Source organism: Bacillus cereus (assembly GCF_007678085.1).
GTDB lineage: Bacteria > Bacillota > Bacilli > Bacillales > Bacillaceae_G > Bacillus_A > Bacillus_A cereus_BE.
In genome coordinates, this window is record NZ_VEDW01000002.1 from 338,986 (window position 1) to 365,770 (window position 26,785).

A 26,785-nucleotide genomic window follows, 5' to 3' on the forward strand; every position below is an offset into this window, starting at 1 on the left:
CATCTTCTTGAAGGGGACAGTAAAGTGAAGAAAAATAGACCGAAATACAATCAAATTATTGATGCGGCAGTCATTGTGATTGCGGAGAATGGGTACCACCAAGCGCAAGTTTCTAAAATAGCAAAGCAAGCTGGGGTAGCTGATGGCACGATTTACTTATATTTTAAAAATAAAGAAGATATATTAATATCCTTATTCCAAGAGAAGATGGGAGAATTTGTCGAAACAATTCGTCAAAAAACAGCAGGAATTGAAAGCGCTGTATCGAAATTGTTCATGTTGGTAGAAACGCACTTCTTGCTGTTGTCACAAAATGATCCTCTTGCTATCGTTACGCAATTAGAGCTAAGACAGTCCAATCAAGACTTACGCCTGAAAATAAACGAAGTATTAAAAGGCTACTTACAAGTTATGGATGAGATTTTAGAGACAGGTATAAAGCAAGGTGAATTCCAAGCGGATTTAAATGTCCGCGTGGCAAGACAAATGATCTTTGGAACAGTAGATGAAGTTGTGACCAATTGGGTAATGAGCGATCATAAGTATGATCTGGTCGCACTTTCAAAAACGGTACATGGGCTACTTATTGCAGCTTGTGGTTATCGTCAATAATGGGAGGGATCATGTTGAAATTCCTATCTGTAAGAGTTGAAGATCATATCGCGGTGGCGACGTTAAATCATGCGCCGGCTAACGCGATGTCTTCACAAGTTATGCATGACGTTACTGAATTAATTGATCAAGTGGAGAAAGATGATAACATTCGTGTTGTTGTAATTCACGGTGAAGGGCGCTTCTTCTCAGCAGGAGCAGATATTAAAGAATTTACATCTGTTACTGAAGCGAAGCAAGCGACTGAATTAGCGCAGCTTGGACAAGTTACGTTTGAGCGTGTTGAAAAATGTTCAAAACCAGTTATCGCGGCAATTCATGGAGCGGCACTTGGCGGCGGCCTTGAGTTTGCTATGTCTTGCCACATGCGCTTTGCAACTGAAAGTGCAAAACTTGGTTTACCTGAATTAACACTTGGATTAATTCCTGGATTTGCAGGTACACAGCGATTACCACGTTATGTTGGGAAAGCGAAAGCTTGTGAAATGATGTTAACAAGTACACCGATTACTGGTGCAGAAGCATTAAAATGGGGACTTGTTAACGGAGTTTTTGCTGAAGAAACATTGTTAGATGATACGCTTAAAGTTGCAAAACAGATTGCTGGAAAAAGCCCAGCGACGACTCGTGCTGTACTAGAGTTATTGCAAACGACGAAATCGTCTCATTATTATGAAGGTGTACAACGCGAAGCTCAAATCTTTGGTGAAGTATTTACGGGTGAAGATGGAAGAGAAGGTGTAGCAGCGTTTTTAGAAAAGCGTAAACCTTCATTTAGTGGCAGGTAGTTCAATTATTTTTTTAATATAAATTAACAGAAAATTAAAATTGATAGAATCTTTCTGAAAAACAAGGGGGTAAATGGAATGAACATCTACGTACTCATGAAACGAACATTTGATACAGAAGAAAAAATCGTAATTAAAAACGGTGCAATTTACGATGGCGAAGCGGAATTCATCATCAACCCTTACGACGAATATGCGATTGAAGAAGCAATTCAAGTAAGAGACGCACAAGGTGGAGAAGTTACTGTTGTAACAGTCGGTGGCGAAGATAGTGAGAAAGAACTTCGTACAGCATTAGCGATGGGCTGCGATAAAGCGGTATTAATTAATATTGAAGATGATGTGGAAAATGGTGACCAGTTCACGACAGCAAAAGTACTTGCTGAATATTTAAAAGATAAAGATGCAGATTTAATTTTAGGCGGGAACGTTGCAATTGATGGTGCATCTGGACAAGTTGGTCCGCGTGTAGCAGAAGCGTTAAATATTCCATACGTAACGACAATTACAAAACTTGAAATTGACGGTACAAACGTGAAGATTGAGCGTGATGTTGAAGGTGATACGGAAGTGATTGAAACTTCATTACCAGTTTTAGTAACAGCACAACAAGGTTTAAATGAACCTCGTTATCCATCGCTTCCAGGTATTATGAAAGCGAAGAAAAAGCCACTAGAAGAAGTAGAATTAGATGATTTAGATTTAGAAGAAGATGATGTGGAAGCAAAGACAAAAACAATTGAAATCTATTTGCCTCCTAAGAAAGATGCAGGAAAAGTGTTACAAGGCGAGCTGCAAGATCAAGTAAAAGAACTTGTATCGTTGCTCCATACAGAAGCGAAAGTAATCTAATAAAATACGAAATTATATATGCAGGAGGGAAAATCTATGGCTCGTAAAGTATTGGTAATGGGTGAAGTTCGTGATGGATCGCTACGTAACGTTTCGTTTGAAGCGGTAGCAGCAGCAAAAACAATTGCAGAAGGCGGTGAAGTAGTAGGTCTTCTAGTTGGAGACAGCGTTGCCTCTTTTGCAAATGAATTGATTCATTACGGTGCAGATCGCGTTGTGACAGTTGAAAATGATAAATTAAAGTCATATACATCTGACGGTTATGCACAAGCGTTTTTAGCTGTATATGCTGAAGAAAATCCAGAAGGTATTGTATTTGGACATACAGCACTTGGTAAAGATTTATCACCAAAATTAGCAGCGAAGCTTGAAGCTGGTCTAGTTTCTGACGTAACTGCTTTAGAAGTTGAAGGTGGAAATGTTATCTTCACTCGTCCAATTTACTCTGGTAAAGCGTTTGAGAAGAAGATTGTAACAGACGGCATCTTATTTGCGACAGTGCGTCCAAATAACATTGCAACGCTTGAAAAAGATGAATCTCGCAGTGGTGACGTGTCTTCTATTACAGTAGATGTAAAAGACCTACGTACAATCATTCAAGATGTCGTCCGTAAAACTGCAGAAGGTGTTGATCTTTCTGAAGCAAAAGTTATTATCGCTGGCGGACGCGGTGTGAAGAGTGAAGAAGGATTCAAGCCATTAAAAGAGTTAGCGGACGTATTAGGCGGCGCTGTTGGAGCATCTCGTGGTGCTTGTGACGCTGAGTATTGCGATTACTCATTACAAATTGGTCAAACTGGTAAAGTTGTTACGCCAGACTTATACATTGCATGCGGTATTTCGGGTGCGATTCAGCATTTAGCTGGTATGTCTAACTCAAAAATAATCGTTGCGATTAATAAAGACCCAGAAGCAAGTATCTTCAAAGTAGCTGATTATGGTATTGTTGGCGATTTATTTGAAGTCTTACCTCTTTTAACAGAAGAGTTTAAAAAGTTAAAAGTACATTCATGATTTGAGTACCCTTGAGTTCCAAGTGAAGTACCCCTATATATAGAAAAAGGTGAGAGATCCCCTGTCTCTCATCTTTTTAGTATTTAATCCGTATTTTTATATAGTATAAAGGAACACTTTTTTGTTACAATACATAACGATACATATTATTCGCCACGTATATAAGTTAATGATATACTCTTGGTAGAATATACTTGAAGGAGGAAATAAAATGGCAATTGTAAACGCAAATGACCAAAGCTTCGCAGCTGAAACTAGCGAAGGTGTTGTATTATTAGATTTCTGGGCACCTTGGTGTGGACCTTGTAAAATGATCGCTCCTGTATTAGAGGAAATTGATGCAGAACTAGGCGAAAAAGTAAAAGTAGTAAAAGTAGACGTGGATGAAAACCAAGAAACTGCTCGTCAATTCGAAGTAATGAGCATTCCAGCTCTTTTCGTATTAAAAGATGGTAAAGTAGTTGATCAAGCGTTAGGTTACAAACCGAAAGAAGCGTTAGTAGAATTAGTTTCTAAACACTTCTAAAATAAAGGGGCTACCATTTGGTAGCTTTTTTTATTTTCCTTTTTTACACCTTTCCGTTACAATAAAGGAACGTATGTTAGGTGTTTTGGCATAGTATGTTTTCATGTGAAAATAAAAATGCTAAGCATGTAGAAATGGAGGGTAACGAGTGCACGAACATTTAAAAGAAAAATTGGCTATTTTACCGGATCAACCTGGTTGTTATTTAATGAAAGATAAGCAAGGAACGGTTATATATGTCGGAAAAGCAAAAGTGCTTAAAAATCGTGTGCGCTCGTACTTTACTGGTTCACATGATGGAAAAACACTGCGGCTTGTAGGGGAAATTGTAGATTTTGAATATATTGTAACCTCCTCGAATCTAGAGGCTCTCATTTTAGAGTTAAACTTAATAAAAAAACATGATCCAAAATATAATATTCAATTAAAAGATGATAAAACATATCCTTTTATTAAAATTACAGCTGAGAAACAGCCACGATTACTCATTACGCGAAACGTAAAAAAGGATAGAGGAAAGTATTTTGGCCCTTATCCGAATGCGCAATCAGCTCATGAAACGAAAAAATTGCTAGATCGTATGTATCCGCTTCGTAAGTGCTCAAATATGCCTGATAAAGTTTGTTTATATTATCATATGGGTCAATGTTTAGCACCTTGTGTGAAAGAAGTGACGGAAGAACAAAACAAAGAAATTGTAGATGAAATTATTAAATTTTTAAATGGTGGACATAAAGAAGTTCGTTCAGAATTAGAAACAAAGATGTATGAAGCTTCAGAGAAACTAGAATTTGAACGTGCAAAAGAGTTACGTGATCAAATTGCTCATATCGATGCGATTATGGAAAAACAAAAGATGATCATGAGTGACTTAGTGGATCGTGATGTGTTTGGGTATGCAGTTGATAAAGGATGGATGTGTGTTCAAGTTTTCTTCGTTCGAAAAGGAAAGCTAATTGAACGTGATGTTTCTATGTTTCCAATTTACGATGAACCAGAAGAGGGATTTTTAACGTTTATCGGTCAATTTTATGAGAACAGCAGTCATTTTAAGCCGAAGGAAATTGTCGTTCCAGGAAGTATAGACTCAGAGTTAGTAGAGCGCTTTTTAGAAGTGGAAGCGACCCAGCCGAAACGTGGTAAGAAAAAAGATCTTGTAGAATTAGCAAATAAAAATGCGAAGATTGCTCTTGAAGAGAAATTCTACTTAATTGAGCGTGATGAAGAGCGAACGATTAAAGCTGTAGAGAATTTAGGGAAGCAGCTCGGAATTGAAACGCCATATCGTATTGAAGCGTTTGATAACTCAAATATTCAAGGGACAAATCCTGTTTCTGCAATGATTGCTTTTATTGATGGGAAACCAGCTAAGAAAGAATACAGGAAATATAAAATTAAAACGGTTCAAGGACCAGATGATTATGAGTCTATGAGAGAAGTTGTGAGACGTCGGTATACAAGGGCACTGAAAGAGAGTTTGCCTTTACCAGATTTAATCATTATTGATGGTGGAAAAGGTCATCTGGCAGCTGTAAGTGATGTTCTAGAAAATGAACTTGGTTTATATATTCCGATGGCAGGTCTTGTAAAAGATGACAAACATAAAACCTCCCATTTAATTATTGGGGATCCACCTGAACCTGTGATGCTTGAGAGAAATAGCCAAGAATTTTATTTATTGCAGCGCATTCAAGATGAAGTGCATCGATTTGCGATTACATTTCATCGTCAATTACACGGGAAATCTGTTATTCAATCAGCACTGGATGATATTCCAGGAATCGGTGATAAACGGAAAAAGGTATTGTTAAAACATTTTGGTTCATTAAAGAAGATGAAGGAAGCTTCTGTAGCTGAATTTGTCGAAGCTGGTATGCCGAAAAATGTCGCAGAGACGATTTATACTTATTTAGCGGATAAGAAGACGTTGTAGTTTACAACGTCTTCTATTTCCTGGTATAATTTCTGAAGATTTAAAATAAACCTAACTGAATGAAAATACAAAAAAGTCAACTAAACTTATAGGTCTAGTTGACTGCAGGTAATGCTACACTTCAATGAGATCTTTTATATCCCATTTCACAAGAAATGTAATAGAGTCTGAACGTTTTTTCTTTTCTTCGTAGGACTCTGCAACGACGTTTCGTTGCTTTTGAATTTGTTCAGCGATGAATCCAGCTTCTAATTGATAAGAAGAATGTCTGTTTTGTTTTTGACGTTCAGCAATGAGTGTGCCTTTAAGTTGGAACTGCATTTCACGACGCTTATGTTCAATAATGCTTAAAGTGCCCCAGCCAGCTTTTTCGAAGAACTGAATGACTTCTTCAATTGTTTCTAGTGGATATTTTCTTGCAAGGTTTCTACCGGACCAGTATAAAATACCATCTAAATCGTTCCCAATTAAATCAGGTAGTAATTCTTCACGTAGCAATTCATAAGCGAAGGCGTTCAATGAAACATCGTCTAAAGATGTTGTATCGATTGTATTTTTACTCACAATATTCCCCTCTTTCTATAGGGATTATTATATAACATTTCTCATTTATAAAAACAGATTTTTCTTAGGGAAAATCTGAATATATAAGAAGAAAAAAAGAATTGGCAAATTATATGCAAATTATGTATACGTTTTCTTGACGCTTCGACAAAAATAGGAGTAAAATGAACTTGGTATCAAATTATGCTGAAATATTTCGAATAATTTTTTCAGTTTTTCTTATGCCAATAGTGAAAAAACATTATTGTTGTAAACTAATCTGAAAACAGCAGTCAAACATTCAAGGGGGGTAATGGGGACATGAAAGGCCGCGAGTATACGTTTCGTAAGTGGCACTCATTAATGGGGGTCATCCCGGTTGGTGTCTTTTTGACGCAACATTTAATTGTAAACAACTTTGCAACACGAGGAGCAGAGGCTTTTAACAAAGCTGCAGGCTTTATGGAGCTCCTTCCATTCCGGTACGCGCTAGAGATTTTCATCATCTTTTTACCGATACTGTACCATGCTATATATGGCTTATATATTGCATTTACAGCTAAGAACAATGCGGTTTCTTACGGCTATTTCCGTAACTGGATGTTCGTCTTCCAAAGAATTTCAGGTATCGTTACGCTGATCTTCATTTCTTGGCACGTCTGGGAAACTCGTATTCAAGCAATGTTAGGTAAAGAGGTAAACTATGATATGATGGCAGATATTTTAAACAATCCAGCTATGTTTGCATTCTACTTAGTCGGTGTTGTTTCAACAATTTTCCACTTTGCAAATGGACTATGGACATTCTGCATCAGCTGGGGAATTACAGTATCTCCACGTTCACAAAGAATCTCTACTTATGTAACATTAGCTATTTTCTTAGGTCTATCTTATGTAGGTGTGAGTGCATTATTAGCGTTCATCGATCCACAGCTAGCAAACCAGTAAGGAGTGGGAGAGCATGAAAGGGAAACTTATAGTAGTCGGCGGTGGCTTGGCTGGCTTAATGGCAACGATTAAAGCGGCGGAAGCAGGAGTAAATGTTGAACTGTTCTCTTTAGTACCAGTAAAACGTTCGCATTCTGTATGTGCCCAAGGTGGAATTAACGGTGCCGTAAATACGAAAGGTGAAGGGGATTCTCCATGGATCCACTTTGACGATACAATTTATGGTGGGGACTTCTTAGCGAACCAACCACCAGTTAAAGCAATGTGTGAAGCAGCACCTGGTATCATTCATTTAATGGACCGTATGGGTGTTATGTTTAACCGTACGGAAGAAGGACTTCTTGATTTCCGTCGTTTTGGTGGAACGCAACATCACCGTACAGCATTTGCTGGTGCAACAACTGGACAGCAATTACTATATGCATTAGATGAGCAAGTACGTCGTCACGAAGTAGCGGGACTTGTAACGAAATATGAGGGTTGGGATTTCTTACGAGCTGTTGTGGATGACGAAGGTGTGTGCCGAGGAATCGTTGCACAAGACTTACAAACTATGGAGATTAAAAGTTTCCAAGCTGATGCCGTGATTATGGCAACAGGGGGCCCTGGTATCATCTTTGGAAAATCAACTAACTCTATTATTAATACAGGTACAGCAGCTTCTGCTGTATATCAACAAGGCGCATATTATGCAAACGGTGAGTTCATTCAAATTCATCCAACGGCAATTCCTGGAGACGATAAATTACGTCTTATGAGTGAATCAGCACGTGGTGAAGGTGGACGTGTTTGGACATATAAAGATGGTAAACCATGGTACTTCTTAGAAGAAAAATATCCGGCTTACGGAAACCTTGTACCTCGTGATATTGCAACGCGTGAAATCTTTGATGTTTGCGTAGAGCAAAAACTAGGTATTAACGGTGAAAACATGGTGTACTTAGATCTTTCGCATAAAGATCCGAAAGAACTAGATATTAAACTTGGTGGAATTATTGAAATCTATGAGAAGTTTACAGGTGATGATCCTCGTAAACTACCAATGAAAATCTTCCCAGCTGTTCACTATTCAATGGGCGGACTATGGGTTGATTATAAGCAGATGACAAGCATTCCAGGTTTATTTGCAGCAGGTGAGTGTGATTATTCTATGCACGGTGGTAACCGCCTTGGTGCGAACTCACTATTATCAGCAATTTATGGTGGTATGGTAGCAGGACCAAATGCAATTGAATATATGAAAGGTCTTACTAAATCATCAGATGCTGTTTCATCTACTGTGTATGAACAAAATGAATTGATCGAAACAGAGAAATTTAACAATATTTTAACGCTCGATGGTAACGAAAATGCGTATGTTCTTCATAAAGAGCTTGGAGAATGGATGACAGATAACGTTACAGTAGTTCGTGAAAATAAAAAGTTATTAGAAACAGATGCAAAAATTGAAGAGTTAATGGCTCGTTACAAACGTATTAACATTAACGATACAGCAAGATGGAGTAACCAAGGTGCTTCATTTACACGCCAACTTGCAAATATGTTTGAGTTAGCACGTGTTATTACAATTGGAGCATATAACCGTAATGAGAGCCGTGGGGCACATTACAAACCTGAATTCCCAAATCGTGATGATGCAAACTTCTTAAAAACTACGATGGCAAAATTTGAAGGAGAAGGAAATGCACCAGCATTCCATTACGAAGACGTGGATGTTTCATTAATTAAACCACGTAAACGTGACTATTCTTCAAAACATGATGTAGCTGCTAAGGGTGAAGAGAAGGGGGATAAACAACATGTCTGAGAAAACAATCCGCCTCATCATTACGAGACAAGATGGACCAGATGCACAAGAATTTGACCAAGAGTTTGAAATTCCGTATCGTCCAAATATGAATATTATTTCGGCGCTTATGGAAATTCGTCGTAATCCTGTTGATTCAAAAGGAAACCAAACGACTCCGATTGCGTGGGATATGAACTGCTTAGAGGAAGTATGTGGTGCATGTTCGATGGTAATTAACGGAAAACCACGTCAATCATGTACAGCTCTTATTGATCAGTTAGAACAACCAATCCGCTTAAAGCCGATGAAGACATTCCCAGTTGTACGTGACTTACAAGTTGACCGTAGTCGCATGTTTAATGCTTTAAAACGCGTTAAAGCTTGGATTCCGATTGATGGTACGTATGACTTAGGACCAGGACCAAGAATGCCTGAGAAGAAACGTCAGTGGGCTTATGAGCTTTCAAAATGTATGACATGTGGTGTTTGCTTAGAATCATGTCCAAACGTAAATAGTAAATCTGACTTTATTGGACCAGCACCGTTATCACAAGCTCGTTTATTTAACTCACATCCAACGGGTGAAATGCATAAAGCAGATCGCCTACGTGCAATTATGGGAGATGGCGGACTTGCAAACTGTGGTAACTCTCAAAACTGTGTGCAATCATGTCCAAAGGGTATTCCATTAACAACTTCAATTGCGGCATTAAACCGTGATACAACAATTCAATCGTTCAAAGATTTCTTTGGTAGCGACAATAACTATTAATAAATATTGCCTCTTCATGTTGAAGAGGCAATATTTATAACTTTATTTTTCTGTTTATTCTGTTTATTTTGAAGGTGAAAAGGAGAGAGAACAATGAAGAGGATTTCTTATATTGAAGACTTTGAGCAATGGGAAAGTGGTTTTTCATTTTACAATCCTGTAAAAGTTCGTTTTGGTGAAGTAGATATGTTTGGGCATGTAAATAATGTTGTTGCCTTTACCTATTTTGAAGAGGCGCGTATCGCATTGTTTAAAGAACTTGGATTTATGCAAGAATGGACGCATGAATCTTCAGAAACGATGATCGTTGTTGCAGATTTACAATGTAATTTTATTAAACAAATATATTTTGATGAACAGTTGAAGGTGTATGTAAAAGCGGGATCGGTTGGGAATTCTTCTTTAGATTTGCATTATATGGTGAAGAACGCAGAAGGGGAGGTTTGCTTAGTTGGTCGTGGAATGATGGTTCAAGCATCGAAAAAAACGGGAAGAGGCGAACCGTGGCCTGAAGAGTGGAAGAAAAAATTACTACAATGATAGAGTGAAAGAAAAATAAGAGAGCAAATGGCTCTCTTATTTTTTGTCTTTCATTGCTTCTTCTAATGTTAAATGATGTTTATATATGTATGTAGCGTATGGGTTACCAACGTAGCGTAAATGCCACGGTTCATATGCATATTCTGTTGTTTCTGTTTTATCTTCTAAATAACGAATGACAAAGCCAAATTCATGAGCATGTTCTGCAACCCATTTTCCTTCGGCTGTCTCTCCGAAAATAGGCTCTAATTGGAATTTAGCAGATTTTGAACTAATATCCATTGCTAAACCAGTTTGATGTTCACTTGTACCAGGAATGGCACTTACTGAATCAGCTTCAGCTTTTCCTTGACGTCTAACGTATGTATCATGTAATGATTTTTGGCGTTTGTAGGAACGATAACCAGATACAGCTGTAAGTTCAAGCCCTTCCTTCTTTGCCGCTTCAAACATATTTTCAAGCGCATCTGCAGCATCTTTGCGCAGTAATGTTTTTTCTTTATCTTTTGGACTAGTAAATGGTACGTTTGGTCTTGTTAAGTCTTCAGGTGTGTATCCGTCTGGTAGTTTTCGATGTTTATTAACTAAGACAAGATTAGACTCTGGATTTGTTACAACGGAAAAATCATTGTCTAGTTTCTTTGCATTATGATCAGCTTTTGGAAAAGCAGGAATCTCTTCTTTTTGGTGGTTACTATGCTGTTGACTTTCGACAGCTTTCGCCTCATTTTGCAGTAGTGATTTAGAACCAAAGTAAGCGAAAGAAGCGATACCGATTACAATAGTAGTGGCAGAAATAATGATTATTTTTTTCATGATGCCTTGTAATCACAGTCCTTTCTTAATAAAATATGTATCGTTTTTTATTATAAGTCTAGTTTACTGAAAAAGAAATATAAGAGTCGTAACGTAATAGAAATGCAAAGAAAATGTCAGAAAATGTGTGAAATTGTAGTATTTTTTCATATAATTCATTTCTTATCTTTCATGAAATTCATTTTTTATGTAATATATATACATAAGAAGATGTAGCGATTATCGAGAATGAAGAACTTCTTGTATAGACTAGGAGTGAATGGGAATGGATTTTGCAACAATTATTGGACTCATTTTAGGATTTGTAGCAGTGGTAGTAGGGATGGTCGTCAAGGGCGCTGACGTAACAGCCTTATTGAATCCTGCCGCAGCATTAATTATTTTTATCGGTACATTAGCTGCAGTATGTATAGCATTTCCGATGAATCAACTAAAAAGGGTTCCGAAATTATTTAAAGTTCTTTTTGGTTCAAATAAAAAGGATTTAAGTTATGAACAGTTGCTAGAATTGTTTGTTCATTGGACATCAGAAAGTAGAAAATACGGTATTTTGTCTTTAGAGCAACAATTAGACAAAATTCAAGATGAATTTCTTTTGCGTGGTATGAAATTTGTGATTGATGGCGTATCCGCAGAAGATTTAGAGCAGATTTTAGAAGCAGAATTAGAAGCAATTGAAGAAAGGCATGCAAAAGGAGCGGCAATTTTTTCACAAGCTGGTACATATGCACCGACATTAGGGGTTTTAGGTGCTGTTATCGGTCTTGTAGCTGCACTTGGTAATTTAACTGATATTGAAAAGTTAGGACATGCTATTTCAGGTGCATTTATTGCAACGATTTTTGGTATTTTTTCAGGTTATGTATTATGGCATCCATTTGCAAATAAGTTAAAACAAAAATCTGCAGCTGAAATCGAGAAAAAACGTTTAATTATTGATTGTTTATTAATGTTACAAGAGGGTACATATCCGTTTATTATGAAGAACCGCATTTTAGGTGCACTTTCTGCAACTGAGCGTAAAAAGCTTGAAAAAGGGGCAGAAAAAAATGCGGAGTAAAAAAAATAGAAGAAGTAAGAAGAAAAAGCATGATGAACATATCGATGAAACTTGGTTAATCCCTTATTCTGATATGTTAACGTTGTTATTTGCATTGTTCATCGTTTTATTTGCGATGAGTAGTATAGATGCTGCAAAGTTCAAACAGATGGCAGTAGCGTTTCGAAGTGAACTAGCAGGTGGAACAGGAAATAAAGAGTTTTTAAGTGATCAAAAGCCGAATGAAGAGAAAGAGTTATCAGCAAGTAGTTTAGAGTCTGAGAAGATTAAAAAGAGTGCGGAAGCTGAAGTAAAGCAGCAAGAAATGAACGAATTAAAAGCGGTACAAAAAGGTATCGATAAGTATATTGAGGAAAATAGATTATCTTCTTCTTTTAAAACTGATTTAACAGAAAAAGGATTAAAGGTAACGATATTAGAAAATGTACTATTTGATTCTGGGAAAGCGGACGTGAAATTAGAGTCGCTAAGTATTGCGAAAGAAATGTCTAATTTACTTGTTTCAGCATCACCTCGGGAAATTACGGTATCTGGACATACAGATAATGTTCCTATTGCAAATGCGCAATTTGCATCGAATTGGGAATTAAGTACGCAGCGGGCAGTTAATTTTATGCAAGTATTACTGCAAAATAAAGAATTACAGCCAGGGAAATTTAGTGCAGTAGGTTACGGAGAATACCGTTCAATTGCCCAAAATGATACGCAAGAAGGAAAGGCGAAAAATAGACGTGTAGAAGTGTTTATTTTGCCTTTAACGAGAAATATGCAATAAAGAGGATGGCGCATGCCATCCTCTTTATTTTGTATCAAATGATTTTAAGTTGTCATGGCGGATTTTATCTTTTTCTGCATCTGATTTTTTGAAATCATAATCATATAAAGCGCCTTCCCAATCGCCATACATTGGATTCGGGAAAATAATAAATTTCTCACCAAATTGTGCTTTTGAATCTGCGACTGCTTGATTGCGATCTTTTACAGATTTTCCATCAAAACCAGTGAAATCAGATAAGTTATCGCCGAAGAATAAGACAATATCATGTGTTTGAGAAACGAGCTCACGGCGTTTTTCTTTTCCTTTTTCTTTCGGATCTTGTAGTAATATATGTTCTTTCGTTGCTTGAGGAGCACCTACACGCTCAAGATTTTTAATTGTTGCATCTAGTTGGTTCGTTTTACGATTTGAGATGTAGTAAATATCTACACCTTTAGACTCCGTATATTTTAAGAAATCAATTGAGCCTGGAAGGGCTTCAGCTTCAGCCTTATTAATCCAGTCATCCCATTTATACGGATAGCCTTTTCCTGTTTTTACGCTCATTGCTTGATGAGGACTGTTGTCTAAAACCGTTTCATCTAAATCAAGTACGATAGCAGGTTTTTTTTCTGTCCCTTTTGCAAGAGCTGCATCAAGCTTCAATTGACCCATATTGTACCCTTGGTAATAAAGTGCTTTCGTTTCGCCAGCTGTTTGATACCATAAATCAGCCATTAGTTGCTGTTCTGTTAATTTTACTTTCTCTTCCTTCGCCACTGTTTTCTCTTGTGTTCCTGAACATGCTACAAGTGATGTAGATAGAACCGCTACAGATAATAAAGTGGTAATGCCCCTCTTCATCTTCATATGTATCCTCCTTGGTGTTAGAAAATCAGTTAATATTATATATCGAAAAATAATAATTTTTGTATGAACATTTGCATATTGTCTTTTGTATATATAGTAGTATGTCCTATATTAGAAAGATGAGAAAAAATGATGGGAATTATTTTGACAAGTTTAATTGTCGAAATGACAATTATAATTGACAAATAATGAGATGTTATTTACAATTTTAACTAAATAGAACAAATGATGGATTGAGGCGATGTTACATATTAAGAGGATGAAGCGTAGTGCTATATTTTATCCTGCATAAACATAGTCTTTGAAAGAGAGTATGAATGATACTAAAGGGGAGGCTTTATACTTTGAGTTTACAAATTCAAAACTTAACGAAACTATTTGGGGAATCAAAAGCGGTTAACGGCTTGCAAATTTCGTTACCAAAAGGTGAAGTGCTAGGATTACTTGGACGAAATGGTGCAGGGAAAACAACGACAATCAAAATGCTTCTCGGATTATTAACGCCTAATGAAGGCTCTATTACATGGGATGGAAAATCATTTGGGACTAGTGGGGTAACAATTGGTTATTTACCAGAAGAAAGAGGTTTATATACAAAAAGTAGAGTAGTAGACCAGCTGCGATATTTTGGTAGATTAGAAGGAATGACGAAAAAAGAGGTAGATCTTGCTATTGATCACTGGTTAGAGCGATTAGCAATACCAGAATATAAATTTAAAACGGCAGGAGAGCTTTCGAAAGGGAACCAGCAAAAAATCCAATTAATTGCTGCCCTTCTTCATAATCCTGAACTTCTCATTTTAGATGAACCGTTTAGCGGACTAGACCCAGTTAATGCTGGAATGTTAGCTAGCATTATTGAAGAACAAGTACAGAGCGGAAAGACGATTATTTTATCTAGTCATCGTATGGAACAAGTAGAGGCTTTTTGCCAACATGTATGTATTTTGAAAAAAGGCGAAGCGGTCGTAAAAGGCCAGTTAAGTGATATTAAAAAAGAATATGGTTTCCGTAATTTAACGATTGAAGATACAGAAGAGAATGAGAAGGGATTAGAAGCTATTCATGTATCATATGAAAAACAACAAGGCCTTCTTTATATGCAAGTGCAAGATGATGCAGAAGCTCTAAAGATTTTACAACAGTTGCAAGAACAAGGTGTTACTTTACGACAATTTAAAATGTTAGAGCCGACGTTAAACGAAATCTTTGTAGAGAGGGCGAAATAACGATGCGTAAATTTTCTCACGTATTTTCATTTTATTTTAGAGAAGCATTTTTATCTAAAAAATCATTAATTACGAGTGCGATTTTATTTTTAGTTGTGTTTGGGATTTTTGCATTTAATCATTTTACTTCAGATGATGATAAAAATAAGGATAAAGATAAAATTGCAGTTGTAGTAGAGAGTGCCACATATAAAGTACAAAAAGAAGAGCTAAATAAGCTATTGCCATCAGCAAAAATAACAGTTGGTTCAAAGGATAATTTTGATAAACTGCATAAGCAAGTAGAAGAAGGTGATTTAGATGGTCTATTCCATGTGACGGAAAAGAATGGGGCTCCATCGATTACATATGTGTATAATGGATTTCCAAGCCAAGCAACTTCTGCAATTATGGCAGGCTATTTAAAGCAACAATATACGATGGTGACGATTGCCCAAAATAATGTTTCAACAGAAATTGCACAGCAATTGCAAACCGAAATTTCTGTGAAACAAGAAGCAATAAAAGATCGTTCTGCTTCCGCAGGAATTGCATATTTCTTTATATTTGCTTTGTATATGTTTATTGTCATGTTCGGAAGTACAATTGCGATGAATATTGCTTCTGAGAAAGCTTCTCGCGTTATGGAAGTTATGATTCCGAAAGTAAAACCACTTACGATGATGTATGCCAAAATTTTAGCGGTTGTTTCAACGGCGTTATTACAACTTGCTATATTGGCATGTGGTTACTTGGTTCCTTGTTTACTAGGATGGGTAGATTTAGAAAATGGTTCATTATTTGGAGCGCCAATTGATTTTACAAAGATAGATGCACAAGTTATCGGTATGTTCCTTATTTATTTTGTTACAGGATATTTCCTTTATGCGATGATGTATGCAGCTGCTGGAGCGGTTGTTTCTAGGACTGAGGATTTACAAGGTGTTATATTGCCAGTATCGATTTTAATAATGGCAGCGTTCTTTATAAGTATTAAATCGCTAGGTGATCCAAACAGTACTGTTGTTGTGGTAAGTTCTTATGTTCCATTCTTCAGCCCGATGATCACATTCTCACGTTTTGTAGCTGGTGAAGCTGGTATGTTAGAAATTACGATAACAATGGTGATTCTTTTAGTGACAATCGGCATATTAAGTGCTGTTACAAGCCGCATTTATGTAAACGGCGTAATGAATTACTCAGACAAAGTGAAATTTAAAGACTTAGCGAAATTTATAAAGCGTCAATAATGAGAGAAAAGTATGATTTCCTATTGAAATCATGCTTTTTCTTTATGTATAAATTAAAAATAGTATATAATAATAAGAGTCGTCTTTTAATAGAATGAATACAAAGGAGGGTGTGCAGATGGGGATTAGTAGTCGTTTTACAGTAGGTGTTCATATGTTGACGTTACTTGCGATAGATCGAAACTCTCGCTGTACCTCTGAATGGATTGCTGGTAGTGTGAATACAAATCCAGTTGTGATTCGTCGCATTACAGGAATGTTGAAGAGAGCAGGACTTGTTGATGTACAAGCTGGTAAAGGTGGTACGACACTTGCTCGTGATTTAGAAGAAATTACATTACTTGATGTATATAAAGCAGTGGAAGTCGTAGAAGAAGGACAGCTATTTTCCTTCCATGAAAATCCCAACATTGAATGTCCAGTAGGAGCTAATATTCAATCAGTATTAGAAATTATTTTAATGCAAGCGCAAGAAGCGATGGAAAACGTACTTGCAAATGTAACGGTAGATCAATTAGTTACAAATTTAAAGTCTAAAATGAAAGAGTAAAAAAGCGAGCATCCTCATAATGAGGGCTCGCCTTTTTTTATTCAGAAATATTGAAAATTCTATTTTTCAGTATTTAAAATGAATTTACCTACGATAGCTGCTACGATACCACCAAGAATTGGTGCAACGATGAATACCCATAGTTGAGAAAGTGCTTCTCCGCCAGCGAATAAAGCTGGTGCGATACTACGAGCTGGGTTAACAGAAGTTCCAGTTAACGGAATACCTAATAAGTGAACTAAAACTAATGTGAAACCAATTACTAATCCTGCTAGAGAAGAACTTCCTTTTTTACCTGTTACAGCAACGATAACTAATACGAATACGAAAGTTAAAATAAATTCAAATAGAAATGCTCCAGATAAACCAAGAGTTCCAAAACCATTTTGACCTAAATTATCTAAAGGTGTTTTAGCAGATTGTAAAATTGTCACCAATGTTGCAGTTCCTAATAAACCACCTAAAACTTGAGCTAATACATAATAACAAAGTTCCATAGCGTTCATTCTTTTGTTGATGAACATAGCTACTGATACTGCTGGGTTGATGTGACATCCAGAAATTGTTCCGATGCTATATGCCATAGCCACAATAGATAGACCGAAAGCCATAGCGATTCCTAATGTTCCAATTCCTTCAATTCCGCCGCCAATGACAGCTACTCCAGTTCCGAATAATACAAGTACAAATGTACCAATAAATTCAGCGATTGCTTTTTTTAACATAATTTACCTCCTAATATTGCACATGAAACGTATTATAACATAGGTTTTAGTATAAACAGCTAATGAAATACTATTCTGATAAGGCGAAATAGGGGGACAATAAAAAAAGAGTATGGTTCTTTATTATAGAACCATACTCTTTTTTACGCTGTTTTTTTCTGTTTAACTACTGGAACAGAACGGTTTAAGATGCTATTTGCAACCATTCCTAACATAATAATAATCATTCCAAGTAGGGAAAGACCACCAGGGAATGAACCATTTAAGAAAACAATTTCGCCAAGCACGGTAAAGACCATCGTTCCAGCTTGCGTTGCTTCAACAGCTCCCAGTAGAGCGAGGTTATCTTTTGCTAAGTCAGTAGCAAAGAAAAATGTCATCGTTGCAATTACGCCAGAACATAATGCTAACAAAAAACCTTGCAACATTTGACTTGATGTTGGAATACCAGTAGTAGAAAATCCGTATATACCAAGTAAAATTGTTATAGGAAGACTTCCGATTGCCATTCCTAATACACGTTGAAACGTATCGAGACGCCCGCCAACAAGTTCCATCATTTTTCTGTTGCCGAATGGATATAAGAAGGCTGCTACTACGACAGGTAAAAATCCTGAAATAAACTGAGTCATTGTAATATGACCTGCAGCAGTTGCTTGCATGCAAATTACACCAAGTAAAATAAATAATGCAACATATAAACTGCGAAGTGGAATTTTTCCACGTACAAGTTTTGTGCCTGATTTCGTTTCTATTTTAATGAAGAATAATGGGGATAAAAGTAACCCTGCTAATATAGTAACTTGCCAAGTTCCAGCGACGAGCCAAGCTGGAGAAAAGACAGCTGCAAAACTTAATAAAGAATAGAAACCAATACCAGCAACAGACCCCCATCCAATCCACGCTAATGGATGTTTCTTTAATTCTTCCCATAACCCCCTTAAGTTTTTGCGAAATAAAACGATAAGGAATAAAATAGGGAGAGCAAATAAAAAACGGAAGGAAGCTGTCCAAGCCCAGCTTGTTCCAGATACATTCATCGCTCGATTAATAATAAAGGTTGCGGAAAAAAAGGCTGATGATAAAAGGCCTAATAAAATTGCGCGCATAAAGTATAGCACTCCTTTCGGAATTTGATGATTATGTATAGTATAATATACTTTAAAAAGATAAAAGTAAACTATTTTATACTTTAAGGTGGTTTTATAGATGAAAGAACATGAAGATATGCAGACGAAAGAAGTCATTCAGCAAGTAGGTCAGCTATTAAGACAAATTCGAAATGAACAAAAATTAAGTTTAGAAGAATTAGCCCAAAAAACAGGGGTTAGTAAATTAACATTAGGAAAGATTGAAAGAGGCGAAACGAATCCGACATTAGCTGTTATTTGGAAAATAACGAAAGGGTTATCGATTCCTTTATCGAGATTGATGGTTGTTGGAGAACCTGTAGCTGTTGCGCGCTGCGGAGAAGGATTTGCAGTAGATGCAGGACAAGCGTGGCACTTAGAAACGATGTTCCGTTATACGAAAGAAACGGGAATGGAAATGCACCGTGCTTGTTTAAGATCGAATAGTATATATGAACCAGAAGCTCATCATGAAGGTGCGATTGAGCTTGTAACAGTAATGAAAGGGAAAGTATCGATTCAAGTAGAAAGCGATGTATACGAATTAAATGAGTTTGACTCTATTCAATTTGAAGCGAATAAGAAACATAGTTATAGAAATGAAGAAGATGAAGTAGCAGTATTACATTTAACGATGAAATATTCTTCATGAAAAAATCCCCTATAGAAAAACCTATAGGGGGATTTTTATACGCTGTGCTCAAACAGATGAAAGAATGTTATTAGTAAGAGCGTGGCATAAGTAATAAACAAATAAAATAAACTAAAAACCCCGTCCCAAAACATAAAATAGCAATGACCCAAAGTATGCGAATAAGGGTAGAGCTAATATCAAAATATTCTCCTAAACCACCGCATATACCAAATAGCATTTTATCAGTTTCAGATTTATATAATCTTTTTGACATCTTCCAATCCACTCCTTTTTATAGCAAACTATATACTTCTATTCTATATAGAAATTTATGAGAAGACTATGAGGTTGTATTACATTTTTTTAGGGAACAGTCGTATTAATTGTCTTAATTTTCAGTTGATATTAAACTTATAGTTATGAGGTGATTTCTAATAAAGGGTGGGAAATAGAGATGACAGTATATTGGTTAACTAATGTAATGCTTGAATCAGGATATACATATGAAGAGGGGAGAATTTCCCAAACAGAAACAGAGTTATGTAGTTTACTCATTGAAGATGGACGAATTAAAAAAATGATAGCGGGGGCTGTTCAAGAGGAGGGGGTATTAATTTTTGATGCCAAGCGCTTATTAATGTTGCCAGCTTTCGAAGAGATGCATATTCATATTGATAAGACGTATTATAGTGGTCCTTGGAAAGCCTGTATGCCAGCAGAGAGTATTTTCACACGTTTTAATGAAGAAGAAAAAATTTTGCCGAAGCAATTAGCAACTGCTCAAGATAGGGCGGAAAATATGCTAGCGTTATTGCTTCGAAATGGTGCAACGAATATAAGAACGCATTGTAATGTTGATCCGATTATTGGACTTGGTAATTTGGAGGCGACGTTAGCGGCGCTGGAAACATATAAAAATCAGGTTTCTGGTAGAATCGTTGCTTTTCCGCAACATGGATTATTGCGCAGTAATTCTGTACAACTTGTGAAAGATGCGATGCGTATGGGTGCGCATCTAGTAGGTGGTGTGGACCCGGCTACAGTGGATAACGATATTGAAAAATCATTACATACCATTATGGATATTGCAGTAGAGTTTAATGCGGATGTTGATATTCACCTGCATGATGCGAATAATCTTGGAACTTTTACGATGAAGAGATTGGCAAGTCTAACAGAAGAAGCGGGATGGCAAGGTCGCGTAACAATTAGTCATGCACTTGGACTTGGTGGTGTTACGGATAAAGAAGCGGAAGAAGTGGCAGAAAGATTAGCTGCTTTAAACATTGATATTACTTCAACCGTTCCCATTGGGAAACAAGTAATCCCGATTCCGTTATTAGATAAAAAAGGTGTGAAAGTCTCGTTAGGAAATGATAGTATTACGGATCATTGGTCACCGTTTGGAACTGGCGATATGCTACAAAAGGCAAATCGATTAGCGGAACGTTTTGGGTGGAGTGATGAACGGTCTTTAGGGAAAGCCCTTCGCTTTATTACGGGAGGAAAAGAAACGTTAAATAATGAAGGAAAGCGAGCATGGCCGAATGTAGGAGATGAAGCGAGTTTTGTTTTGACGAATGCATCATGTACTGCCGAAGCGGTAGCGCGCCAAACAGAGAAGTGTTTAGTCGTACATAAAGGGAATATTGTTGTTGGAAGTTTAAATGAGGTGGAATTAAATAATCTTGTATAAAAGAATCGTTTAAATGTTTTGAGGAGGGTTCTAATTGTGAGTGTAGAATCCTTCTTTTTTATGCTTACTATATATTTCTTATAGGGAAGCTAGAAAGGATGAAAAATTTGGACAATCAACATAATCAAAATCATATTATGGGAACTTTGCAATGGTTTATATTTTTATTAGCGAATTCAATCGCATTACCAATTGTCGTTGGCGGATTATTTCATCTTACGACGGAAGAAATATTTTATTTAATGCAGCGTACATTTTTTGTAGTTGGTATATCTTCTTTTTTACAAGGATGGCTTGGACATAGACTACCAATTGCGGATGGGCCAGCGGGATCTTGGGTTGGAGTATTTACCGTGCTTGCTTACGCAACGGTCGGACAAGATCAATTACATAGTACGTTGCAAATTTTAGAATTAGGAATGATAATTTCCGGTGTTATTTTAATTGGATTAGGGGTAACTGGTTTTATCGGACGCATTTTATTTTTATTTACGCCGCTTGTGACAGGGACGTTTTTACTTTTATTATGTTTACAATTGAGTGGCGTATTTTTAAAAGGAATGCTAGGAATTACCGCTACTGCTTCTCAAATCGATGGATTTACAGCGATAATTGCGTTTAGCATATTTCTTTTCGTTATTATACTATCTAATTTTGGAAAAGGTTTTGTCAAAAGTTATGCGGTTTTAATAGGATTAATTAGTGGGTGGATTCTTTTTCTAATTGCAGGAAAAGTGACGATTCCATCTCAAGTAACTCATTTTGTGCAACTTCCACAAATATTTGCTTGGGGACTTCCGAAATGGAATACAGGTATGGCTGTATCAAGTTTCGTTATGGTATGTATTTTAGTTTCTAATACAGTGGCAGCTATTATAGCAATTAATCAAGCTACCATTCAAAAAGGGACTATTGAACAGAAACAGTTGAAGGATGGTACATGGGTTGGAGGCATTTCGCATATCATTTCTTCTGTATTTTCAACTGTAGGTGTCGTGCCGCTACCCGCGACAGCAGGATTTATACGTTTAACGAAACAAAAGTATATACGATCGTTCTTACTAGCATGTATGTTACTAGTCGTAATGTCGCTGTTTCCGAGTGTTATTCGTTACTTAGCATCGTTGCCATCCGCTGTCGCATCTGCAGTTTTAATGGCTTCGTTCGTACAGCTAATTGGAATTGGATTTCATAATATAAAACAAGTGCCAATGAGTGAAAGGAATGTAACGATTTTAGGAGTTGCTGTATTATTTGGAAGCGGTGTTATGTTTTTGCCATCTGGAGCACTCCAATCCTTACCGTCTGTTATGCAATATATATTCGGAAATGGGTTGTTCGTAGGTACCGTTGTCAGCATATTACTAGAACAAATATGGCGTACTGAAAAGTGAGTGGATACAAAGATTGAACGCACTGTATAAAAGTCTAAAATAACATGTGAAATAAAGCCCATTTTCATTCACCACCCGCACATTTCGTTCATACAATATCTTGACTAAATAAACACCCAACTTACACATACACGGCTCTGGCTTAAGCAAGGAGGGTTATACCAGTTGAAGGAAAAAGCGTATCAATCTAAACCGTTACTCACAAAGAGAGAGAGAGAAGTATTTGAATTGCTGGTTCAAGATAAAACAACGAAGGAAATTGCAGGTGAACTTTTTATCAGCGAAAAAACAGTACGCAACCACATCTCAAATGTAATGTGTAGTCATTGCAAACAAAGACAAAATGTTTTTATATAAGTTAGAGGGCAGTCCCTCAATGTTAGCTGCATATAGTGACATTGAGGTGATACATCATGAGTAAATTGGACTCCCCGTTAAAATTAGGAAAAGAGACATATGGAGCGATGAAAATAGAGGAAGCTTTTCTGAAAGTTTTGGAGTTGTATTTTAAAAAGTAAAAAGCATTGAATAGTGTAATAATCCAGAGTTACTTCTTTCACATTTGATGGGAAAGGAGTTTTTATTTTGTGGAATTCTAGAATAATTATGTTTGTTAGAATTAAAAAAGACATGGTGAATATTCTGGTTTTGCTGATTTGTAATTTTGTCGACAAAATTATCCAAAAGTCCCTCTGTTTCATCTTAAATTTTGATAAAATTAAATAAAATAGAAGAAGAAGGAGAAGGAGAAGGATAATGATACTGAAAAGGGCTATTATTAAAAAATTTAGAAATCTAACTGATGTAGAAATTTCATTTAGTAAAAAAAGTTTAGTTATTGGAGCAAACGATGTAGGAAAAACCAATTTAATGGACGCTTTGCGCATTTTATTGGACAAAAATTTATCAGAAGCAGATTTAGTTCCAAAAGATGAAGATTTTTGTGCATTTAATGAATGTAATTCTTTTGAGATTACCCTTGAGTTCACTGATATCATAGAAGATTGTATCTACTCTAAATTAGCTGAGTATATTAATGAAGAAAGTCAAACAATGTTTCTGTCTTATGAAGCAATAAGAGATGGGATTGGTGGTAAGAAAGATTATAAATTTAAAGCTGGATATACTCTGGACTCTTTAGAAGAGATACCTGGAAGGCATTATCTTAAAGTATTGAATTTAAAATATGTAAGTGCTACAAGACAAGTAGATGCTTTTTTAAGAAATCAAAAAACAAAATTATTAGAGATGCTTATGAGTAATAGAAGCCCTGAAGAAGAAAGTGGCGATGATTCACAATGGTTACGTGTAAATTCATTAAGAGACGAAATCCAAGGTGAATTAGACAGCCTTTCTTACATACAAAGTGCTGGTAATAAGATTAATGAGGAACTAAAGCAACTAGCAGAGCATCATAATTTTCAGGAAATGAAGCTAGGCGTTGACGTGCCGAATGAGAGTGAACTATTTAGACGATTAAAACTTTTATCGTTTGTAAATGAAATCCCTATTCAAGTCGGAGGAGATGGTAGAAAGAATCAAGCCTTTATTGCCTTGTGGGCAGCAATGAATAAGATTCAAAAACAAGATGGACAGCCAGATGAGGTTTCTATTCTTTGTATAGAAGAGCCCGAATCTAATCTTCATCCTCATCAACAAAGAAAGCTGTCGGAATATCTAGTTCATAAATTTGATTCTCAGGTTATACTCACATCGCACTCTCCTTTTATTGCAACAGATTTTATGTCAGATTCTATTATTCGTTTGTATTCTCAAACTGATAAATCAACTGTTGTTGCAAGTAAAGGGGCTTCACGTGAGATTGCAGAGAGAGTAGATGAATTAGAGTTTCGTCTTAATGTCTTTTCCACAGAAGTATACTTTAGTGACTGTGTATTATTGGTAGAAGGTTCTTCGGAGGTTATATTTTATAAAGCGCTCGCAGGACAGATAGGTGTAGATTTAGATAAATTGAATATTAGTATCTTATCTGTTGAAGGTGTTGGTTTTGAACGCTATATTCGTTTATTTCAGGAGCTTGGAATTCCGTGTGTAATTCGTACAGATAATGATTATTTTAAAATCCCTCGAAATCCAACATATAGACTTGCTGGTGTGCAGCGATGTATAAAGGCGATTAAGGTTATTAATGAAATAAATAATTTTAGTAGAAATGAGATTGTAGAAAGATTGTGTTTAGCCTTGGAAGATAAACTAACAGCACTTCCTAATCCATGTGATGACCATAGAAAAACAGTATATGAATTAGTACATGATGATTTTCAGGAATTTAAGGTGTTTATAGCTCAGATAGGTTTGGAAGAAGATTTATTGTATCAATCTCATGGCGTTAAGCAATGTATTTATGAATACTTTAGTCTAACTGAAGAACATACATATCAAGATGCCCTCGAAGAAATGAAGGATAAAAAATCAACCTTTATGTATCATTTTGTAAAACAACATAGAGAATGTTTGAGTACACTTAGGGATTGTCCGATTGCTGAACCTTTATTAGAGTGTGAAAAAATTATAGGGGGACTACGGAGTGGTGAACCAGTTTAATATAGAGGAAGACAGCTCAATAAATGGTAATTTTAATCCTACAGACGAGCAAAGTGCAATCCTAAGACATGAAGGGAATTGTGTAATTGCAGCAGGACCTGGTAGTGGAAAAACAACCATACTGTCACATAAAATTAAACAGATTCTTGAGAGAGGTAAAATATATCAAGGTATTGCAGCTATATCTTTTACTAATAAAGCAAGTAGTGAACTAGCGAGTAAAACATATAAGCTTTGTAAAAATACTAAGCATTCTTTCTTTGGAACAATAGATTCTTTTTATATATCCAATATTATCATTCCATTTGGAAAGCGATACTTTGGATTTCCTAGTGAACATCTAGTCGTTACGAAAACTCCTTTGACAGATGAAACAAGACATGAAGTTGAAAATATTTCTCAAGCCGTTACATCACTTATTCAAAGATATGAGCACGTATCTTTGGAAGAGTTAAGTCAACAAACAATAAGTCCCATCTTAGAGTTAGAGGAAGAGCACATGATTTTCTTGAAAGAGAGGTATCAAGCTGGATTTCTTGATTTACGGCTTGTTCCTGGTATAGCGAATCTTATATTTCTTAGCTCTTCTGTATGTCGAAGATACATAAGTTCTCGTTATACACATTTATTAATTGATGAATTTCAAGATTCTGGATATGAGCAATATCAATTATTTAAACGTATAGCTGACGCGGGTGTGATAAGTTGGGCTGTGGGAGACCAGAATCAATTTTTATATAGATTCTTAGAAAGGAGTCCAATGTACTTAAGAGAGTTGTTCAATCATCCTAATTTTACGACCCTTCCGATGAGTGAGAATCATCGCTCTCACCCATCAATTAATTGCTATGCACAAAGATTATTAGGATATGAGATTGAAATCCCAGAAGAAAATAAGGTTTTTTATCATTTTGTGGAAGGTAATGAGGTTGATATTGGGAGATGGTTTAATGAGAATATTGATTTGATAAAGCAAACCTTTGGTATAGAAAATAATGTCGAGATAGGAATACTTGCCAGAAAAGACATTACTTTGGGCTTGTTTATGCAAGGGTTAGAGGTTCCATATAAATTTTATAGAAAGACACCCTTGGATGAGGACCACACACCAACTGGAAAGACACTATACCATTTGCTTTGTATGTCCTTCGACCAAAAACAATCTGTCACTTCTTTTGTAGAAAACCAGTTTGGAGCGGATTCTCTGAGAAACTTTGGTTTTATAAGGCAGTTAAAGAAAATGATTCAGGAGTTTAAAAGATTGGTGCAGGCATATCAAGAAGGTGAACATCAAGATATAGAAGGAATTGAGGGGACTTTTAGACAAATTTCAGAGTATCTACATCCTAATGCAGAAAGTTTAGAACAAACGATACAAAATATACAAGAGATTTTTTCTAATCCTCGTAATCTAGAAGGGTTTATCCCTGCAAAAAAAGATGAAATTCAGTTGATGAATATTCATAAATCAAAGGGGTTAGAATTCGATTTTGTACTACATTTGGATTTATACCAAACTATAATTCCTTCTGGCGGGTGGGTAATACAAGGAAACGATGAAGAACTTATGGATTCTTTGAATTTACACTATGTTGCAGTTACCCGTGCAAAAAAAGGAATTATTCTTGTTAGTAGCTCTCGTAGATTTCAAACAAGTTCTGGTGAATTTATTAGAGCACATGTCTCCGAGTTTATTACGGAAGAACATTTAGAAATATGGGAATCGTAATTTTTAGGAATAAGGAAAGTAGCAACAAAATAATACAGCATTTGCTGTATTATTTTATAAGAGATTTTATTTAAAATAGTTTTA

The 26,785-nt window shown here is 36.2% G+C and carries 27 protein-coding genes; 21 read left to right on the forward strand and 6 right to left on the reverse strand.

Features of this window, described 5'->3' with window-relative positions:
• The first annotated feature begins 24 nt into the window (after positions 1-24).
• The 6 genes from FS742_RS10900 (at position 25) to uvrC (ending at position 5,725) form a co-directional block, all read left to right on the forward strand.
• Positions 25-612 carry a TetR/AcrR family transcriptional regulator gene (locus tag FS742_RS10900; RefSeq protein WP_000742223.1) on the forward strand — a complete coding sequence of 196 codons (588 nt, stop codon included), beginning with the start codon at positions 25-27 and terminating at the stop codon, positions 610-612.
• Positions 613-623: 11 nt separating this feature from the next.
• Positions 624-1,400, forward strand: coding sequence for an enoyl-CoA hydratase (locus FS742_RS10905; protein ID WP_144612322.1), 777 nt, complete (start codon positions 624-626; stop codon positions 1,398-1,400).
• 78 nt (positions 1,401-1,478) lie between these two features.
• On the forward strand, positions 1,479-2,252 hold the full coding sequence (etfB, locus tag FS742_RS10910) for an electron transfer flavoprotein subunit beta (protein ID WP_001029031.1): 774 nt from the start codon (positions 1,479-1,481) through the stop codon (positions 2,250-2,252).
• A gap of 36 nt (positions 2,253-2,288) precedes the next feature.
• Positions 2,289-3,266, forward strand: coding sequence for an electron transfer flavoprotein subunit alpha (etfA, locus tag FS742_RS10915; RefSeq protein WP_016086063.1), 978 nt, complete (start codon positions 2,289-2,291; stop codon positions 3,264-3,266).
• A 211-nt stretch (positions 3,267-3,477) separates the two neighbouring features.
• Positions 3,478-3,792: a thioredoxin gene (trxA, locus tag FS742_RS10920; RefSeq protein ID WP_001018943.1), complete on the forward strand. Its 315-nt coding sequence runs from the start codon at positions 3,478-3,480 to the stop codon at positions 3,790-3,792.
• Between the two features lie 148 nt (positions 3,793-3,940).
• Positions 3,941-5,725, forward strand: coding sequence for an excinuclease ABC subunit C (gene uvrC, locus FS742_RS10925; protein ID WP_144612323.1), 1,785 nt, complete (start codon positions 3,941-3,943; stop codon positions 5,723-5,725).
• Between the two features lie 114 nt (positions 5,726-5,839).
• Here the strand turns inward: uvrC and FS742_RS10930 are convergent, their stop codons facing one another.
• On the reverse strand, positions 5,840-6,289 hold the full coding sequence (locus FS742_RS10930; protein WP_144612324.1) for a YslB family protein: 450 nt from the start codon (positions 6,287-6,289) through the stop codon (positions 5,840-5,842).
• A 300-nt stretch (positions 6,290-6,589) separates the two neighbouring features.
• On the opposite strand from FS742_RS10930, the gene sdhC reads away from it, so the two are divergent.
• The 4 genes from sdhC (at position 6,590) to FS742_RS10950 (ending at position 10,317) form a co-directional block, all read left to right on the forward strand.
• Positions 6,590-7,216 carry a succinate dehydrogenase cytochrome B558 gene (gene sdhC, locus FS742_RS10935; RefSeq protein WP_000678354.1) on the forward strand — a complete coding sequence of 209 codons (627 nt, stop codon included), beginning with the start codon at positions 6,590-6,592 and terminating at the stop codon, positions 7,214-7,216.
• Positions 7,217-7,229: 13 nt separating this feature from the next.
• The gene (gene sdhA, locus FS742_RS10940) at positions 7,230-9,023 is read left to right on the forward strand and encodes a succinate dehydrogenase flavoprotein subunit (protein WP_048531519.1); all 1,794 of its coding nucleotides are present in this window, start codon (positions 7,230-7,232) and stop codon (positions 9,021-9,023) included.
• A complete protein-coding gene (sdhB, locus tag FS742_RS10945) occupies positions 9,016-9,777 on the forward strand; it encodes a succinate dehydrogenase iron-sulfur subunit (RefSeq protein ID WP_001291830.1) in 762 nt (253 codons plus the stop codon). Before sdhA ends, sdhB begins: the two co-directional genes overlap by 8 nt.
• A gap of 93 nt (positions 9,778-9,870) precedes the next feature.
• Positions 9,871-10,317: an acyl-CoA thioesterase gene (locus tag FS742_RS10950; protein ID WP_000822740.1), complete on the forward strand. Its 447-nt coding sequence runs from the start codon at positions 9,871-9,873 to the stop codon at positions 10,315-10,317.
• A gap of 36 nt (positions 10,318-10,353) precedes the next feature.
• Here FS742_RS10950 and FS742_RS10955 read toward each other — a convergent pair whose 3' ends face one another.
• A complete protein-coding gene (locus FS742_RS10955; RefSeq protein WP_144612325.1) occupies positions 10,354-11,133 on the reverse strand; it encodes a M15 family metallopeptidase in 780 nt (259 codons plus the stop codon).
• Between the two features lie 265 nt (positions 11,134-11,398).
• Here FS742_RS10955 and motA point away from each other — a divergent pair, with 265 nt between their 5' ends.
• Together motA and motB are read left to right on the forward strand one after the other, a co-directional pair.
• Complete coding sequence (motA, locus tag FS742_RS10960; RefSeq protein WP_087957104.1) at positions 11,399-12,193, forward strand: flagellar motor stator protein MotA; 795 nt, start codon at positions 11,399-11,401, stop codon at positions 12,191-12,193.
• The gene (gene motB / locus FS742_RS10965) at positions 12,183-12,968 is read left to right on the forward strand and encodes a flagellar motor protein MotB (protein ID WP_144612326.1); all 786 of its coding nucleotides are present in this window, start codon (positions 12,183-12,185) and stop codon (positions 12,966-12,968) included. The genes motA and motB overlap by 11 nt, the downstream gene beginning before the upstream one ends.
• Before the next feature lie 24 nt (positions 12,969-12,992).
• Here the strand turns inward: motB and FS742_RS10970 are convergent, their stop codons facing one another.
• Entirely contained in the window at positions 12,993-13,820 is an 828-nt protein-coding gene (locus FS742_RS10970; RefSeq protein WP_144612327.1) for a 5'-nucleotidase, lipoprotein e(P4) family, read from the reverse strand.
• 344 nt (positions 13,821-14,164) lie between these two features.
• Between FS742_RS10970 and FS742_RS10975 the strand changes: the two genes are divergently transcribed.
• The 3 genes from FS742_RS10975 (at position 14,165) to FS742_RS10985 (ending at position 16,828) form a co-directional block, all read left to right on the forward strand.
• Complete coding sequence (locus FS742_RS10975; protein ID WP_144612328.1) at positions 14,165-15,049, forward strand: ABC transporter ATP-binding protein; 885 nt, start codon at positions 14,165-14,167, stop codon at positions 15,047-15,049.
• Positions 15,050-15,051: 2 nt separating this feature from the next.
• On the forward strand, positions 15,052-16,278 hold the full coding sequence (locus FS742_RS10980; protein ID WP_144612329.1) for an ABC transporter permease: 1,227 nt from the start codon (positions 15,052-15,054) through the stop codon (positions 16,276-16,278).
• Between the two features lie 118 nt (positions 16,279-16,396).
• Positions 16,397-16,828 (forward strand): Rrf2 family transcriptional regulator, encoded by a 432-nt coding sequence (locus tag FS742_RS10985; protein WP_000512998.1) that lies wholly within the window; start codon positions 16,397-16,399, stop codon positions 16,826-16,828.
• Positions 16,829-16,887: 59 nt separating this feature from the next.
• On the opposite strand, the gene FS742_RS10990 is transcribed toward FS742_RS10985, so the two are convergent.
• Positions 16,888-17,553, reverse strand: coding sequence for an aquaporin (locus FS742_RS10990; protein ID WP_144612330.1), 666 nt, complete (start codon positions 17,551-17,553; stop codon positions 16,888-16,890).
• A gap of 143 nt (positions 17,554-17,696) precedes the next feature.
• The gene (locus FS742_RS10995) at positions 17,697-18,662 is read right to left on the reverse strand and encodes a DMT family transporter (protein ID WP_144612331.1); all 966 of its coding nucleotides are present in this window, start codon (positions 18,660-18,662) and stop codon (positions 17,697-17,699) included.
• Between the two features lie 100 nt (positions 18,663-18,762).
• Between FS742_RS10995 and FS742_RS11000 the strand changes: the two genes are divergently transcribed.
• The gene (locus tag FS742_RS11000) at positions 18,763-19,335 is read left to right on the forward strand and encodes a helix-turn-helix domain-containing protein (protein WP_000658045.1); all 573 of its coding nucleotides are present in this window, start codon (positions 18,763-18,765) and stop codon (positions 19,333-19,335) included.
• 70 nt (positions 19,336-19,405) lie between these two features.
• Here the strand turns inward: FS742_RS11000 and FS742_RS11005 are convergent, their stop codons facing one another.
• A complete protein-coding gene (locus FS742_RS11005; protein ID WP_002129290.1) occupies positions 19,406-19,591 on the reverse strand; it encodes a PspC domain-containing protein in 186 nt (61 codons plus the stop codon).
• A 180-nt stretch (positions 19,592-19,771) separates the two neighbouring features.
• On the opposite strand from FS742_RS11005, the gene FS742_RS11010 reads away from it, so the two are divergent.
• From FS742_RS11010 to FS742_RS11030, 5 genes are all read left to right on the forward strand, one after another.
• Positions 19,772-21,013: an amidohydrolase family protein gene (locus FS742_RS11010; RefSeq protein WP_144612332.1), complete on the forward strand. Its 1,242-nt coding sequence runs from the start codon at positions 19,772-19,774 to the stop codon at positions 21,011-21,013.
• Positions 21,014-21,111: 98 nt separating this feature from the next.
• Entirely contained in the window at positions 21,112-22,407 is a 1,296-nt protein-coding gene (locus tag FS742_RS11015; RefSeq protein ID WP_144612333.1) for a purine/pyrimidine permease, read from the forward strand.
• Positions 22,408-22,572: 165 nt separating this feature from the next.
• Complete coding sequence (locus FS742_RS11020; RefSeq protein ID WP_144612334.1) at positions 22,573-22,764, forward strand: helix-turn-helix domain-containing protein; 192 nt, start codon at positions 22,573-22,575, stop codon at positions 22,762-22,764.
• Positions 22,765-23,163: 399 nt separating this feature from the next.
• Positions 23,164-24,972 (forward strand): ATP-dependent nuclease, encoded by a 1,809-nt coding sequence (locus FS742_RS11025; protein ID WP_144612335.1) that lies wholly within the window; start codon positions 23,164-23,166, stop codon positions 24,970-24,972.
• Complete coding sequence (locus tag FS742_RS11030) at positions 24,956-26,701, forward strand: UvrD-helicase domain-containing protein (RefSeq protein WP_144612336.1); 1,746 nt, start codon at positions 24,956-24,958, stop codon at positions 26,699-26,701. Before FS742_RS11025 ends, FS742_RS11030 begins: the two co-directional genes overlap by 17 nt.
• The last annotated feature ends 84 nt before the right edge of the window (positions 26,702-26,785 follow it).